Raw genomic sequence first — 12,436 nt, forward strand, 5'->3', positions numbered from 1 at the left:
CGTGGACGCGTCGTTGCTCCGTTCGAGTGAACCAGAGGCTCACCCTGAGCGACATTCGACCCAAGAGTCACGCTGCGCAGCCGGGTGCCGACTACGTTCTGTGGTGACCGACCCCGAGGGAGCGAGATGACGTCGTTGCGGCTACGGCCCGAGTTGGAGGACGTCCTGCGCACGGTGCCGGGCATCCAGGCAGTCAGCGTGGTGACCACCCCGGACGGCGCGCCCATCGAGGTGCACGTGCTGGCCGACCAGGGCAAGCCCGCCAAGCAGGTGGTCCGCGACGTCCAGTCCATCGCCATGACCGCGTTCGACCTCGACCTCGACCGGAAGATCGTCAGCGTCGTCCAGGTGGGCGAGGCGCCCTCCGCCACCCCGCTGCAGCTCGTTCCCGAACCGCCGGAGCCGACGGTCCGGCCCGTCGTGCAGCGGGTGAGCGTGAGCACCGAGCCCGGCAGCTCGGCGGCGGCGGTGACGGTGCGGATCGGCGACGACGAGTTCAGCGGCGAGGTGACCGGCGCCCCCACCACCGCCGCGCGCTCGCGGATGGTCGCCGAGGCGACCGTCCAGGCGGTCGGTGAGCTGCTCGGCGCCGGCTGCGAGGTGGAGTCCGCCCAGCTGCTGCGGGCCGGTGCGCACGACGTCGCCGTCGTCGTCGTGGCGCTGCAGGTCCCCCGGGTCGGTGAGCAGCTGCTCACCGGCAGCGCCCTCGTGCGCACCTACCCGGACGACGCGGTCGTGCGGGCCGTGCTCGATGCGCTGAATCGGCACCTGGCGGGCTGATCGAAGCCCGGCTCACCCGAGTCCCGCGGTGTGGGACCATGGACCCGAGCACGCCGCGAGCACGACGAAAGGAGCAGCGATGAGCAAGCGCGCCCGCAAGCGCCGCAGCCGCAAGGGCAACTCCGCCAACCACGGCAAGAAGCCCAACGCGTAGGCATCGCCCACGACGTGACGAGGGGCCCGAACCTGATGGTTCGGGCCCCTCGCTCGTGTCAGCGTCGTGCTGCCGGTTCAGGCGTCGTACTGGATCCGCACCTGGGTGATCCGGGTGAGCACGCGGGTGCGCAGCTCGTCGGGCGCCGCCTCGCACGCGCAGCTGCGCCGGATCAGCGCCTTGAGCGCCTGGTCGAGGTCGTACTCCTGCAGGCAGGGCCCGCACTCCTCGAGGTGCTGCTTGATCTTCGCGCAGTCCAGCTCGGCCATCTCGTCGTCGAGGTACTCGAAGACGCGGTCGAGGACCTCACGGCAGTCCGTCTCGTGGTGGTTCCCGCAGCTCACGACTCGCCTCCGCCAGGCCTTCCGGCGGCCACCAGGCCGCGCTCACGTGCGTAGTCCGTCAGCAGCTCGCGCAGCTGTCGCCGCCCACGGTGCAGGCGAGACATCACGGTGCCGATCGGCGTACCCATGATCTCCGCGATCTCCTTGTAGGCAAAGCCCTCCACGTCGGCGTAGTACACCGCCATGCGGAAGTCCTCGGGGATCTGCTGCAGCGCGTCCTTGACGTCGCTGTCCGGCAGGTGGTCCAACGCCTCGGCCTCGGCCGAGCGCAGGCCACGCGAGGTGTGCGACTCGGCGCGCGCCAGCTGGTAGTCCTCGATGTTCTCGGCATCGGACTGCTGGGGCTCACGCTGCTTCTTGCGGTACGTGTTGATGTAGGTGTTCGTCAGGATCCGGTACAGCCACGCCTTGAGGTTCGTGCCCGGGCGGTACTGGTGGAACGCGGCGAACGCCTTGGCGAACGTCTCCTGCACGAGGTCCTCGGCGTCGGCCGGGTTGCGGGTCATCCGCAGGGCCGCCGAGTAGAGCTGGTCCAGGTACTGCATCGCGTCCCGCTCGAAGCGCTCGGTGCGGTCCTGGGCGCTCTCGGTCTCGGGCGCACGGGTGGTGTCGTCGGCGTCCTCGGCCCCGGCCGGGGTCTGGCTGGTCTCTGTCATCGCTGACCAGGGTATCGCCGTCTGGACCTCGGACCTGACCGTCGTCCGCTTGCGTGACGCGGTTGAGGCTGGGCCCGCGGCCGGGGTCGACGCCCCGGAAGTCCAACGGCCGAGCGCCGGTCCGTCCAGCGCGCGGTCAGCTGCAGCAGTGAGCAACGCGAATCCTCCCGATCGAGTGGGTGACGACCTGCCGGTCGTCGGCCCGTCGGTGGTGAGAACGCGCTCGGTGCGATGGTCATTCCGTCAGCTGCGCGAGCAGCTCACGGACGGCGGCCACGACCGCCGGCAGGTCGCCGGACAGTCCGTGGTCGCCGGCCACGGCCACGACCCGACCGGACGACGGCAGCACGGGCTCGACGTCCTGCGGGCCGCCGAACGGGTCCCGTCGGCCCTGCACGACGAGCAGCGGTAGGCCCCCGACCAGCGCGAGCTCGTCCGCCCGGCTGCGTTCAGGCTTGCCGGGCGGGTGCAGCGGGAAGGCCAGGGCCAGCACGGCGTCCGCCGCCAGCGCGGTGGCCGTCCGGCAGGCCACCCGAGCCCCCGCGCTCCGACCCCCCACCACGAGCGGACCAGGCAGCGCTCCTCGACCGGAGCGCAGCTCGCGCACCGCGGGCAGCCAGGCCTCATCCAACCTCGGCGGTGGGGCCGCGACCCGCTTACCGGCCACCAGCCACGGCTGCTCCACCAGGGCGACGGCCCAGCCGTCGTCCACGGCGGCCCGGGCGGCCGCGGTCAGGTCCTTGGCGCCGAACCCGCCGCCGGCGCCGTGGCCGAGCACGAGGGTGCCGACCGCGCGCACCGGCCGCCGGACGTGCACCCGGGCCGGACCCACCGGCGTCTCGACGTCGCGCACCTGCGGGGCGGGCGGGCGAGCCGCGGCCGCCATCAGCCCAGCACCTCCCCGGTCATCGGGTCGACGACGCCCACGAGCTCCTCGCGCCGCGCCGGCTCGAGCAGCGTCGGGCCCTCGTTGCGAACGTCACCGACCCGGCGAGACACCGGGTAGGCCTCGAATCGGCCGGGTGGCGGCGGGTCGAGCAGCGGGCGGACGTCGTCCGGATCGGTGCGAGCGGGGTCGAGCCAGGCGTCCCAGCGCTCGCGCGGCACCACGAACGGCATCCGGTCGTGCAGCCGGTCCAGCCCCGGCTCGGCCGGCCCGGTGACGATGGTGAACGTGGTCAGCCAGGCGTCCGGGTCGTCGTCCGGCACGGCGTCGTTGCGCCAGAACTCGTACAGGCCGCCGAAGACCAGCCGGTCACCGCCGGCGAGGTGGGTGAAGAACGGCTGCTTGCGCGGTTTGCCCTTCACGTCCAGCGCGGTCGGGCTGGTCTGCCACTCGTACCAGCCGTCCGCGGGCACCAGGCAGCGCCGGGCTGCCGCCGCCCGCTTGAAGCCCGGCTTGTCGAACAGCGACTCGACCCGCGCGTTGATCATCCGGCTGCCGATCTTCGGGTCCTTGGCCCAGGACGGCACCAGGCCCCAGGTCAGCAGCCGCAGCTGGCGCACCGGTGGCGCGGAGCGGTCCGACCGCGGCGGACGCTCGAGCACGACCGGCACCTGGTGCGTCGGCGCCACGTTGTAGTCGGGCAGCACCGCTCCACCCGTCTCGTCGGACTCGATCTCGAGCTCCTCGACGAGGTCGTCCGGGTTGGCGCTCGCCGCGTACCTGCCGCACATGGGGCCAGCCTGCCACCACCCGCCGACACCCCCGGGTCGCGCCGACCGGCCCGGCTGGGCAGGATGGGACCCGTCCGCGACCCGGGGAGGCCCCATGTCCGTCGTTCGCCGCATCGCCCGCCCACTGCTGGCCCTGACGTTCGTCGACGGCGGCTGGGACAGCTTCCGGCACCCGGCGGAGAAGGCCAAGAAGGCCGCCCCCGTGCTCGAGAAGGTCGCGCCGGTGCTCGGCCTGCCGAACGACCCGGAGATGCTGGTCCGGGCGAACGGGCTGGCCATGATGGGCGCCGGCGTCCTGTTCGCCACCAACCGCGCCCCGCGCACGAGCGCGCTCGTGCTGGCGGCGACGCTGGTGCCGACGACCGTGGCCGGGCACCCGTTCTGGGAGGCCGACGACCCGGCCACCAAGCGGCAGCAGCGGCTGCACTTCTTCAAGAACCTCGGCATGCTCGGCGGTCTGCTCCTGGCGATCGTGGACACCGAGGGCAAGCCCGGCCTGAGCTGGCGCGCGCAGCGGGCCGCCAAGGATGCCAAGCGCGCCGCGGGAGCCGCGAAGAAGGACGCCCGACACGCCGCGCACGACGCCCGCCGGGAGGCCAAGCTCGCCAAGGCGCGGGCCAAGGCGCAGGTCGCCGATGTGCTGCCGGACCTGCCCGGCAGCTGACCGCGGCACCTGACCCCGGCACTGACCCAGGCCCGACCTCGGCGGGACCGGGTTAGACGCGGTCCGCTCGACCCGCGAGACTGTCGGGCATGAGCGCCGACGCCGTGACCACGCCCGTGCGCGACTGGACGGCCCCCGCCGCCACGACCCCGGTGGACAGCGTCGTGGTGGTGCCCGGCAGCAAGTCCCTGACCAACCGGCTGCTCGTGCTCGCCGCCGTCGCGGAGGGCCCCAGCCGGCTGCGCCGTCCCCTGCGCTCGCGCGACACCCAGCTGATGGCCGACAGCCTGCGCGCGCTCGGTGCCGACGTCCAGGACGTGCCCGGGACGGACGGTCTCGACTGGCTGATCACGCCCGGGCCGCTGCGCGGCGGCATCCAGGTGGACGCCGGGCTGGCCGGCACCGTGATGCGCTTCCTGCCTGCGGTCGCGGCGCTCGCCGACGGACCGGTGACGATCGATGGCGACCCCCGGGCCCGCGAACGCCCCATGGCTCCGGTGCTGGATGCGCTGCGCGCGCTCGGGGTCGAGGTGGACGACGGTGGGCGCGGCGCGCTGCCCTTCACCGTGCGCGGCGCCGGGTCGGTGCCCGGCGGCTCGGTGACCCTGGACGCCTCCGCGTCCAGCCAGTTCGTGTCCGGCCTGCTGCTGGCCGCGGCCCGCTTCGAGCGCGGCGTCGTCGTCCACCACGACGGCAAGCCGGTGCCCAGCCAGCCGCACATCTCGATGACCGTCGAGGTGCTGCGCGACCGGGGCGTCGTCGTGGACGACAGCGAGCCGAACACCTGGCGGGTCGAGCCCGGCACGGTGAGCGCGTTCGACCTGGACGTCGAGCCCGACCTGTCCACGGCGGCCCCGTTCCTGGCCGCCGCCCTCGTCACCCGCGGGCGGGTGCACGTGGCCGGCTGGCCCGACCCGACGACCCAGGCCGGCGACGGCCTGCGCGACATCCTGGACGCGATGGGCGCGGACGTCACGTTGGACCGCGACGGCCTGACCGTCGTCGGCAACGGCCCCATCGAGGGCATCGACGTCGACCTGCACGACGTCGGCGAGCTGACGCCCGTGGTCGCCGCGCTCGCGGCGCTCGCCCAGTCCCCGTCCTGGCTGCGCGGGGTGGCCCACCTGCGCGGCCACGAGTCCGACCGGCTGGCCGCGCTGGCGACCGAGATCAACGGCCTGGGCGGCGCGGTGACCGAGACGGAGGACGGGCTGCGGATCCGACCGGCCGCGCTGCACGGTGGGCGCTGGGCGACGTACCACGACCACCGGATGGCGATGGCCGGCGCCGTCGTGGGGCTGGCCGTGCCGGGGGTGGTCGTCGAGGACGTCGACACGACCGCGAAGACGCTGCCGGACTTCACCGAGCGCTGGGCGCAGCTGCTCGGATGAGGCAGACGTGAGCCGGCGCGGCGCCCGCGACTACGACGAGGACGACGTCCGCGTGCGGCCCTCGCGCAAGGGCACCCGTCCGCGGACGAAGGACCGGCCCAGCCACGAGGACGCCGAGTCCGGGCTGGTGGTCGGCGTCGACCGCGGTCGCTACACCCTGCTGGTCGGGTCGGGCGCGGACGAGCGCGCGGTGCTGTCGATGAAGGCCCGCGAGCTGGGTCGCAAGAGCATCGTGATCGGCGACGAGGTCGCGCTGGTCGGCGACACCAGCGGTGAGCCCGACTCGTTGGCCCGGATCGTGCGGGTCGAGGCGCGGCGCACGGTGCTGCGGCGCACGGCCGACGACACCGACCCGTACGAGCGGATCATCGTGGCGAACGCGGACCAGCTCGCCGTGGTGACGGCGCTGGCCGAGCCCGAGCCGCGCCCGCGGATGGTCGACCGCTGCCTGGTCGCCGCCTACGACGCCGGGCTGCAGCCGTTGCTGGTGCTCACCAAGGCGGACCTCGCGGACCCGGCGCCGTTCCTGGGCAGCTACGCCCCGCTCGACGTGCCCTACGTCGTGACCCAGGTCGAGGCGGACGGCACGATCGTCGGTCTGGACGAGGTGCGGGACCGGCTGCGCGGGCGGCGCAGCGTGTTCGTCGGGCACTCGGGGGTCGGCAAGTCCACGCTGGTCAACTCGCTGGTGCCCGGCGCGTTCCGCTCGGTCGGCGTGGTGAACGAGGTCACCGGTCGCGGGCGGCACACGTCGACGTCCGCGGTGGCGCTGCGGCTGCCCGAGCGCGCCGGCTGGGTCATCGACACCCCCGGGGTGCGCTCGTTCGGGTTGGCGCACATCGACCTCGCGCGGATCATCAACGCGTTCCCGGACCTGGAACCCGGCACGGCGGACTGCCCGCGCGGGTGCACCCACGACGAGCCCGAGTGCGCGCTGGACGCCTGGGTCGAGGGCGGGCACGCCGGGCCGGCCGGTCGGTCCCGCCTGGACTCGCTGCGGCGGGTGCTGCGGGCGCGGACCGGGACGACGTCCGGCTCCGGGCCCGACGACGACCTCGACTGACGGCACCATCCGCGCTCCCCGCGCACATGTCGGGCTATCCGGGGTCATCTCGCGCCCTTGAGGCCGCATAGGCCGACATTCGGGGTGACGACGTCGGTGAGGTGGGGCTAGGGGGTCGTGTTGGTGACGATGTCGTGCCAGACCGCGTTCGAGCCGGCCTCGCCGGTCCGGATCACCCACCCCGTGGCCGCGACCGCACCGACGACCGCCAGGACGGCCACGACCGTCGGGACCGGCGCGTTGGCGTTGCGCGCCAGGGCCACCAGCACCGAGGCGAGCAGCAGGCCGAGGGCGAACCAGAGCATCTGGTCACCGAGCTTGAGGTGGTGCTCGATGGCCGGGGTGCTGCCGACCCGCTCGAGCAGCTTGTTGCCGCTCAGCTGGGCGACCTTGACCAGCACCACGATGCCGACGTTGCCCACCACCACCCACCACGCCGCCTTGGCTCGCCAGCGCGGGATCCAGGCCACCAGCACGGTCGCCACCGCCATCAGCGGGACGAGCACGACCACGGCGTGGATGACCAGGATGTGCACGGGCAGGCCGCGAAAGGTGTCGAACACGTCGTCCTCCTCGTCGGGGGCAGCACCGACTGGGGACGATCATGCCGCCAGCCACCCTGGACACGGCGCGGACGCGCGGACGGTTCAGTCCGCGCCGCCCCGTGGCTCGTCCCCCAGCTCGTCCAGCAGGACGACGGTGCCGCCGCTGCGCCAGTAGATGCTGTCCGCGCGGGTCAGGAACTCCTCGTCGACCAGGTAGCGGCGCAGCGCGGCGACGTCCGGGTGGAACGCGCGCAGCAGCGCGTTGACGTCGCGCTCGGGATAGCGCACCCCGACGTCGAACACCTGGGAGATCTGGTCCAGCAGCACGATCCGCTTGGACCGCCGCGCCGGGATGGACCGCAGCGACCCGTCCGCTCGCACGAACGCCCGCAGCACGGCCTCGCGCCGCGCGTCGTCGTCCGGTTCCTGGCGCGCCACGTCCAGCACGCTACGTCAGCCGCCGTGGCCCGGCCAGGCGGTAGGTTGCCAGCGTGCCGACCTACGACGACGACCTCCGGCTGGCGCACGTCGTCGCCGACCAGGTCGACGCGCTGACGCTCGACCGCTTCCGCTCCGCCGACCTGCGGGTGGAGACCAAGCCCGACCTGACACCGGTCTCGGACGCCGACCTGCGGGCCGAGGAGCTGGTGCGCAGCCAGCTGAAGCGCACCCGTCCGCGCGACGCGGTGCACGGCGAGGAGATGGAGACGACGGGCCACGGTCCGCGGCGCTGGGTGATCGACCCCATCGACGGCACCAAGAACTTCGTCCGCGGCGTCCCGGTGTGGGCCACCCTGATCGCCCTGGTGGACGACGACCAGCCGGTGCTCGGGCTGGTCTCGGCGCCGGCGCTGCAACGGCGGTGGTGGGCGGCGGTCGGCTCCGGCGCCTGGAGCGGGCGCAGCCTGTCGCAGGCGAGCCGGCTCGCCGTGTCGGCGGTGGGCGCGGTGGCGGACGCGTCGCTGTCGTACTCCAGCCTCGGTGGGTGGCGGGACGCTGGACGCGCGGAGGCGTTCGGTGCGCTCTGCGACCGGTGCTGGCGGACCCGCGCGTACGGCGACTTCTGGTCCTACATGCTGGTTGCCGAGGGCGCCGTCGACATCGCCTGCGAGCCCGAGCTCGCGCTCTACGACATGGCGGCCCTGGTGCCGATCGTCACCGAGGCGGGTGGCCGGTTCACCTCGCTGGACGGCGATCCCGGGCCGTGGGGCGGCAACGCGGTCGCCACCAACGGGCTGCTGCACGACGAGGTGCTCGCCGCGCTCGCTCAGCCGACCGGCACCGGCTCGCTCGACGGCTGATCGATCCGGGTCAGCGTCCGGACGCTGCGACTGCACAGCGCGAACCCGGTGGCGGCGAGGATGAGCCCCGCGCAGCCCGCGAGGGTGACGGACACCCCGACGGCGTGCGCGATCGGCCCGACCAGCACCTCCCCCAGCGGCATCGCGATGAACGAGCCGACGGCGTCGTAGGAGTACACCCGGGCCAGCTTCTGCGGCGGGATGTTCTGCTGCATCGAGACGTCCCAGGCCACCCCGAACTGCTCGAGCGCGACGCCGGTGAGGAACAGCGCCAGCGCGAGCGCGGGCAGCGTCGGCAGGTAGCCCAGGGCGAGCAGCGGCAGGGCGGTGACGGGGCTGAGCAGGACCCCCAACCGCAAGGCGCGCCGGGGCTGCCAGCGCAGGGCGACCAGGCCGCCGACGAGCATGCCGCAGGTCGACGCGGCCAGCGCGATACCCCAGGACCGGCGTCCGATGCTGTCGTCGGCGACCGCGGGGCCGAGCACCGCGATCCCGCCGGTGTACGCGGCGTTGATCAGCATGGCGGAGACGACGATCACCCAGACCCACGTGCGGCTGACGAACTCGCTCCAGCCCTCGCGCAGCTGCGACAGCGTGCTGGGTGGCGCGTCCGTCCCCCGCTCGAGGTCCGGCACCCGGATGCGGGAGTAGCAGGTGGCGGCCAGCGCGAACGTGATCGCGTCGGCGGCGATCCCCCAGCCCGGACCCACCGCGGCCACCAGGATGCCGCCCGCCGCCGTCCCGCCGATCATCGCGGTGTTGATGGCGATCCGCAGGACCGCGTTGGCCTGGCGCAGCAGGGTGACGGGCACGGTCTGCGGGGTGAGCGCGGCGGCGGCCGGGAAGGACATGCCGGCCACTGCGCCGTTCACCACACTGAGCAGCATGAGCAGCGGGATGGTGGCGGTGTCGGTCAGCACCAGCGCGGCCACCACGGCCTGCGTGCCGGCCGCCGCGAACGACGAGCCGCGCAGCACGAGCGCGCGGGGCAACCGGTCGGCGAGGACACCGCCGAACAGCAGCAGCAGGACGTTCGCCAGTGATCGGGCGCCGACCACCAGGCCGAGGTCGGCGACCGAGCCGGTGAGGTCGAGGACGGCGAACGCGAGCGCCACCGGGGCGACCGCGTTGCCCAGGTAGCCGGTGAACCGTCCGCTCAGCAGCCAGCGGAAGTTCTTGTGCTGCAACGGCTCCAGGGCTGGGGCGCGGCTCATGCCGGATCCTGGCTCGACGGGTCGGGGCTCGGCACCATGGTGAACATGGACACGGTGGTGCTGGTGCGCACCGTCCCTGGCGTCCGCGGGGGGCGCGCCGCGTCGTGCAGCTCGGTCATCGCGAGGGTCACCCGGTCGCAGATGTCGCGCCACAGGTCGGGGTCGACCCACAGCTCGGCGTCCGTCATCGGCGCCGGGCGGCCGGCGTCGCGCAGCATGGTGCGTCGGCGGAGCTCCTCGCTCAGGGCGGCGGCCATCGCCAGCCGGTCGCTCGGCTCCGGGCCGGACAGCCGGTTGCCCGTCGAGGGGTTGTGCCGGTAGCGCTTGGCCCGCCCACCGCGGACCGAGACCTCCTCGGCCACGTCGAGCAGGCGCGCGTCGTACAGCTGGCGCAGGTGGTAGCTGGCGTTCGCCTGGGTGCCGCCGAGCTCGCGCGCGACCTCGGCCGCGCTCATGGGAGCCCCGGTCAGCAGCGACAGGATCTGCAGCCGCAGCGGGTGCGCGAAGGCGCGCAGCGGGATCTCGTGCTCGGGCATGAGAGCAGTCTGCAGAGGATGGGCTCGACTGTCAAACACTTCTTTGGGGGTTGGCCTGGCATCATCGTCGCCATGGAAGACGTGGTGGTCGACGAGGGCGGCATCCGGCTGGGGCAGTTCCTGAAGCTCGCCGGACTGGCCGAGAGCGGAGCCGACGCTAAGGGCCTGCTCTCCGCCGGACTGGTCTCGGTGAACGACCAGGGCGAGTCCCGCCGCGGGCGCCAGCTCGAGCGCGGGGACGTCGTCCGCTGCGCGGGTCGCGCCGTCCGGGTCGCCTGAACGAACGAAATCCTTCGAGTCCGGCCGTTCGGCTCACCCTCGGCGGGTGCGCGGCCGATGATGACAACGTGACCCTGTCCGAGACCGCCGCGCGCGTCATGACCTTGGCCCAGGACGGCCAGATCGAGGCGGCGCGCACCCTCGCGGACGACGGGCTCGCCGGCTGTGCGGACGCCTCGCTCTCCGACCAGTCCGCGTTCTGGTACACGGTCGCCGTCCTCGAGCACGTCGACCAGCAGCCGACCGCGATGGTCGCCGCCGCCGACCGGTCCATCGAGCTCGCGGTCGCCGCCGGCTCCGACGGCTGGGCCGCGAACTCCCGCTCGCTGCGCGCGATGGCCTGGATCCGGCAGGGCCAGGTGGAGCGGGCCCTGCTCGACCTCGCCCGGTCCGAGGTCGAGCTGGCGGCCTGCGACGACGCGGGGCTGCGCTGCTGGGCGCACACCGGCCTGGGCTACTGCTACCTCGAGATCCGGCTGTACGAGCTGGCCCAGCCGCACTTCGAGGCCGCGGCCCGCTTGGACGCCAGCCCGATCCCGCTCCCCTCAGCGCGCACCATCGACCTGATGAACCTGGCCGAGCTGCACCTGCGCTGGGCCGACGAGCTCGAGCGGGTCGTGGAGCGCGACCAGACCGGTTCCGACCCGGGCTTCGGCGACGACGAGACGGTGGACCGGCACCGCGCGATCGGCCACGCGCACGCCATCGACGCCGTCGCCTCGGCCCGTGGCGTCGGCGCCCCGTCGCTGCTCGCGGGCGCCCTGGCGATGGAGCTCTGCTCACGACCGCTGCGGGACGCCCCGACCTGGTTGCCCCAGATGCGCGAGACGTTCGCCGACCCGGACCACCGCGACCACCAGGGCACCCGCGCGCAGATCGGCGGCCGGCTGGCCCGTGCCCTGTGGTCCGTCGGCGAGCACGAGCACGCGCTGACCACGGCCCGCGCGTCCGCGGACTACGCCCGCGCCGCCGGGGACTGGCAGGTGGCCGGCTCCGCGCAGTGGCTGCTCGTCGAGCTCGAGGCACTGGCCGGCGTCCCCGGCGCCGCCGCGGGACGCGAGTACGGCCGGCTGCTCTCCCGGGTGCTCTGGCAGCAGCGCCTGAGCACCCTGCAGGGCGCAAAGGCGGCGCTGGACGTCGAGCGGTTGCGGCGCGACACCCAGATCGCCCAGCGCGAGGCAGCGGAGGATCCGCTGACCGGGATCGGCAACCGCCGGGCACTGACCGAGGCGCTGCGCGCGGCCGCCGAACGGTTCGGCGAGGTCGCGCCGGACGTCGGGCACCGGCCCTGGCACAGCCTGCTGGTGATCGACCTGGACGGCTTCAAGGCCATCAACGACCTGCACGGACACGTCCTGGGCGACGAGGTGCTGCGGGCCGTGGCCGCCGCGCTGCGCGGCGCGGCCCGGGCGGAGGACGTCGTCGTCCGGCTCGGTGGCGACGAGTTCGTCGTGCTGGCCCAGGACGCCGACGAGGCCGCCGGACTGGCGCTGGCGGACCGGATCGCCGAGTCGATCAGCGCCCTGTCCGTCCCCTCTCCCGCCGGTCCGATCACGCTGCGGGCCAGCGTCGGCGTCCGCACCACGAGCGCGACCATCGGCCTCGCGGAGCTGCTGGACGAGGCGGACCGGGCCATGTACCGGGTCAAGGCCAGCCACGCCGGCGGGACCGTCCCCACCACGCGGGCGGACGACGGGCTGCGCGGCGCCTGAGCGCTGGACCGTGCCCGACCGCGGGCACGAGCGGTGCGCGGACGGCTGGTCCATCCCACTGTCGGTGGGTCCTGGCACGGTGGGGACTTGACGATCTCCTCGACCCGCTCCTAATATTCC

General features: G+C 73.8%; 16 protein-coding genes. 8 read left to right on the forward strand and 8 right to left on the reverse strand.

The window, feature by feature from the left end; translation table 11 throughout:
• The first annotated feature begins 126 nt into the window (after positions 1 to 126).
• A complete protein-coding gene (locus ABEB17_RS01795) occupies positions 127 to 780 on the forward strand; it encodes a hypothetical protein (RefSeq protein WP_345714835.1) in 654 nt (217 codons plus the stop codon).
• 79 nt (positions 781 to 859) lie between these two features.
• Entirely contained in the window at positions 860 to 934 is a 75-nt protein-coding gene (locus tag ABEB17_RS20005; RefSeq protein WP_378227090.1) for a 50S ribosomal protein bL37, read from the forward strand.
• 77 nt (positions 935 to 1,011) lie between these two features.
• Here ABEB17_RS20005 and rsrA read toward each other — a convergent pair whose 3' ends face one another.
• The 4 genes from rsrA to ABEB17_RS01820 all read right to left on the reverse strand — a co-directional run bounded on the left by rsrA (position 1,012) and on the right by ABEB17_RS01820 (position 3,611).
• Positions 1,012 to 1,278, reverse strand: coding sequence for a mycothiol system anti-sigma-R factor (gene rsrA / locus ABEB17_RS01805; RefSeq protein WP_345714837.1), 267 nt, complete (start codon positions 1,276 to 1,278; stop codon positions 1,012 to 1,014).
• Positions 1,275 to 2,063: a sigma-70 family RNA polymerase sigma factor gene (locus ABEB17_RS01810; RefSeq protein WP_378227089.1), complete on the reverse strand. Its 789-nt coding sequence runs from the start codon at positions 2,061 to 2,063 to the stop codon at positions 1,275 to 1,277. The genes rsrA and ABEB17_RS01810 overlap by 4 nt, the downstream gene beginning before the upstream one ends.
• Positions 2,064 to 2,169: 106 nt before the next feature.
• Positions 2,170 to 2,820 (reverse strand): alpha/beta hydrolase family protein, encoded by a 651-nt coding sequence (locus tag ABEB17_RS01815; protein WP_345714839.1) that lies wholly within the window; start codon positions 2,818 to 2,820, stop codon positions 2,170 to 2,172.
• Entirely contained in the window at positions 2,820 to 3,611 is a 792-nt protein-coding gene (locus ABEB17_RS01820) for an SOS response-associated peptidase (protein WP_345714841.1), read from the reverse strand. Before ABEB17_RS01820 ends, ABEB17_RS01815 begins: the two co-directional genes overlap by 1 nt.
• Before the next feature lie 94 nt (positions 3,612 to 3,705).
• Between ABEB17_RS01820 and ABEB17_RS01825 the strand changes: the two genes are divergently transcribed.
• From ABEB17_RS01825 to rsgA, 3 genes are all read left to right on the forward strand, one after another.
• A complete protein-coding gene (locus ABEB17_RS01825; RefSeq protein ID WP_345714842.1) occupies positions 3,706 to 4,275 on the forward strand; it encodes a DoxX family protein in 570 nt (189 codons plus the stop codon).
• Between the two features lie 89 nt (positions 4,276 to 4,364).
• Positions 4,365 to 5,666, forward strand: coding sequence for a 3-phosphoshikimate 1-carboxyvinyltransferase (aroA, locus tag ABEB17_RS01830; RefSeq protein ID WP_345714843.1), 1,302 nt, complete (start codon positions 4,365 to 4,367; stop codon positions 5,664 to 5,666).
• A gap of 7 nt (positions 5,667 to 5,673) precedes the next feature.
• Positions 5,674 to 6,729, forward strand: a complete 1,056-nt coding sequence (gene rsgA / locus ABEB17_RS01835; protein WP_345714844.1) for a ribosome small subunit-dependent GTPase A — start codon at positions 5,674 to 5,676, stop codon at positions 6,727 to 6,729.
• A gap of 107 nt (positions 6,730 to 6,836) precedes the next feature.
• Here rsgA and ABEB17_RS01840 read toward each other — a convergent pair whose 3' ends face one another.
• Complete coding sequence (locus tag ABEB17_RS01840) at positions 6,837 to 7,292, reverse strand: DUF2231 domain-containing protein (protein WP_345714845.1); 456 nt, start codon at positions 7,290 to 7,292, stop codon at positions 6,837 to 6,839.
• 84 nt (positions 7,293 to 7,376) lie between these two features.
• A complete protein-coding gene (locus ABEB17_RS01845) occupies positions 7,377 to 7,712 on the reverse strand; it encodes a DUF2087 domain-containing protein (RefSeq protein WP_345714846.1) in 336 nt (111 codons plus the stop codon).
• A gap of 53 nt (positions 7,713 to 7,765) precedes the next feature.
• Between ABEB17_RS01845 and hisN the strand changes: the two genes are divergently transcribed.
• Positions 7,766 to 8,575 carry a histidinol-phosphatase gene (gene hisN, locus ABEB17_RS01850; protein WP_345714847.1) on the forward strand — a complete coding sequence of 270 codons (810 nt, stop codon included), beginning with the start codon at positions 7,766 to 7,768 and terminating at the stop codon, positions 8,573 to 8,575.
• Here the strand turns inward: hisN and ABEB17_RS01855 are convergent.
• Together ABEB17_RS01855 and ABEB17_RS01860 are read right to left on the reverse strand one after the other, a co-directional pair.
• Positions 8,542 to 9,789: an MFS transporter gene (locus ABEB17_RS01855; protein WP_345714848.1), complete on the reverse strand. Its 1,248-nt coding sequence runs from the start codon at positions 9,787 to 9,789 to the stop codon at positions 8,542 to 8,544. The genes hisN and ABEB17_RS01855 overlap by 34 nt on opposite strands.
• A complete protein-coding gene (locus ABEB17_RS01860; protein ID WP_345714849.1) occupies positions 9,786 to 10,325 on the reverse strand; it encodes an ArsR/SmtB family transcription factor in 540 nt (179 codons plus the stop codon). The genes ABEB17_RS01855 and ABEB17_RS01860 overlap by 4 nt, the downstream gene beginning before the upstream one ends.
• A gap of 72 nt (positions 10,326 to 10,397) precedes the next feature.
• Here ABEB17_RS01860 and ABEB17_RS01865 point away from each other — a divergent pair, with 72 nt between their 5' ends.
• On the forward strand, positions 10,398 to 10,604 hold the full coding sequence (locus tag ABEB17_RS01865) for an RNA-binding S4 domain-containing protein (protein ID WP_345714850.1): 207 nt from the start codon (positions 10,398 to 10,400) through the stop codon (positions 10,602 to 10,604).
• A gap of 68 nt (positions 10,605 to 10,672) precedes the next feature.
• Positions 10,673 to 12,316, forward strand: coding sequence for a diguanylate cyclase (locus ABEB17_RS01870; RefSeq protein WP_345714851.1), 1,644 nt, complete (start codon positions 10,673 to 10,675; stop codon positions 12,314 to 12,316).
• Positions 12,317 to 12,436: the final 120 nt, after the last annotated feature.

Origin of the sequence: Angustibacter luteus (assembly GCF_039541115.1) — a bacterium.
Lineage (GTDB): Bacteria > Actinomycetota > Actinomycetes > Actinomycetales > Angustibacteraceae > Angustibacter > Angustibacter luteus.

What these genes read in the sequence shown, in the direction of transcription:
- ABEB17_RS01855 (WP_345714848.1), bottom strand. Translation starts at nt 9,789, where the DNA reads ATGAGCCGCGCCCCAGCCCTGGAGCCGTTGCAGCACAAGAACTTCCGC.
- ABEB17_RS01820 (WP_345714841.1), bottom strand. Translation starts at nt 3,611, where the DNA reads ATGTGCGGCAGGTACGCGGCGAGCGCCAACCCGGACGACCTCGTCGAG.
- ABEB17_RS01825 (WP_345714842.1), top strand. Translation starts at nt 3,706, where the DNA reads ATGTCCGTCGTTCGCCGCATCGCCCGCCCACTGCTGGCCCTGACGTTC.
- aroA (WP_345714843.1), top strand. Translation starts at nt 4,365, where the DNA reads ATGAGCGCCGACGCCGTGACCACGCCCGTGCGCGACTGGACGGCCCCC.
- ABEB17_RS01860 (WP_345714849.1), bottom strand. Translation starts at nt 10,325, where the DNA reads ATGCCCGAGCACGAGATCCCGCTGCGCGCCTTCGCGCACCCGCTGCGG.
- ABEB17_RS01865 (WP_345714850.1), top strand. Translation starts at nt 10,398, where the DNA reads ATGGAAGACGTGGTGGTCGACGAGGGCGGCATCCGGCTGGGGCAGTTC.
- ABEB17_RS01815 (WP_345714839.1), bottom strand. Translation starts at nt 2,820, where the DNA reads ATGGCGGCCGCGGCTCGCCCGCCCGCCCCGCAGGTGCGCGACGTCGAG.
- ABEB17_RS01795 (WP_345714835.1), top strand. Translation starts at nt 127, where the DNA reads ATGACGTCGTTGCGGCTACGGCCCGAGTTGGAGGACGTCCTGCGCACG.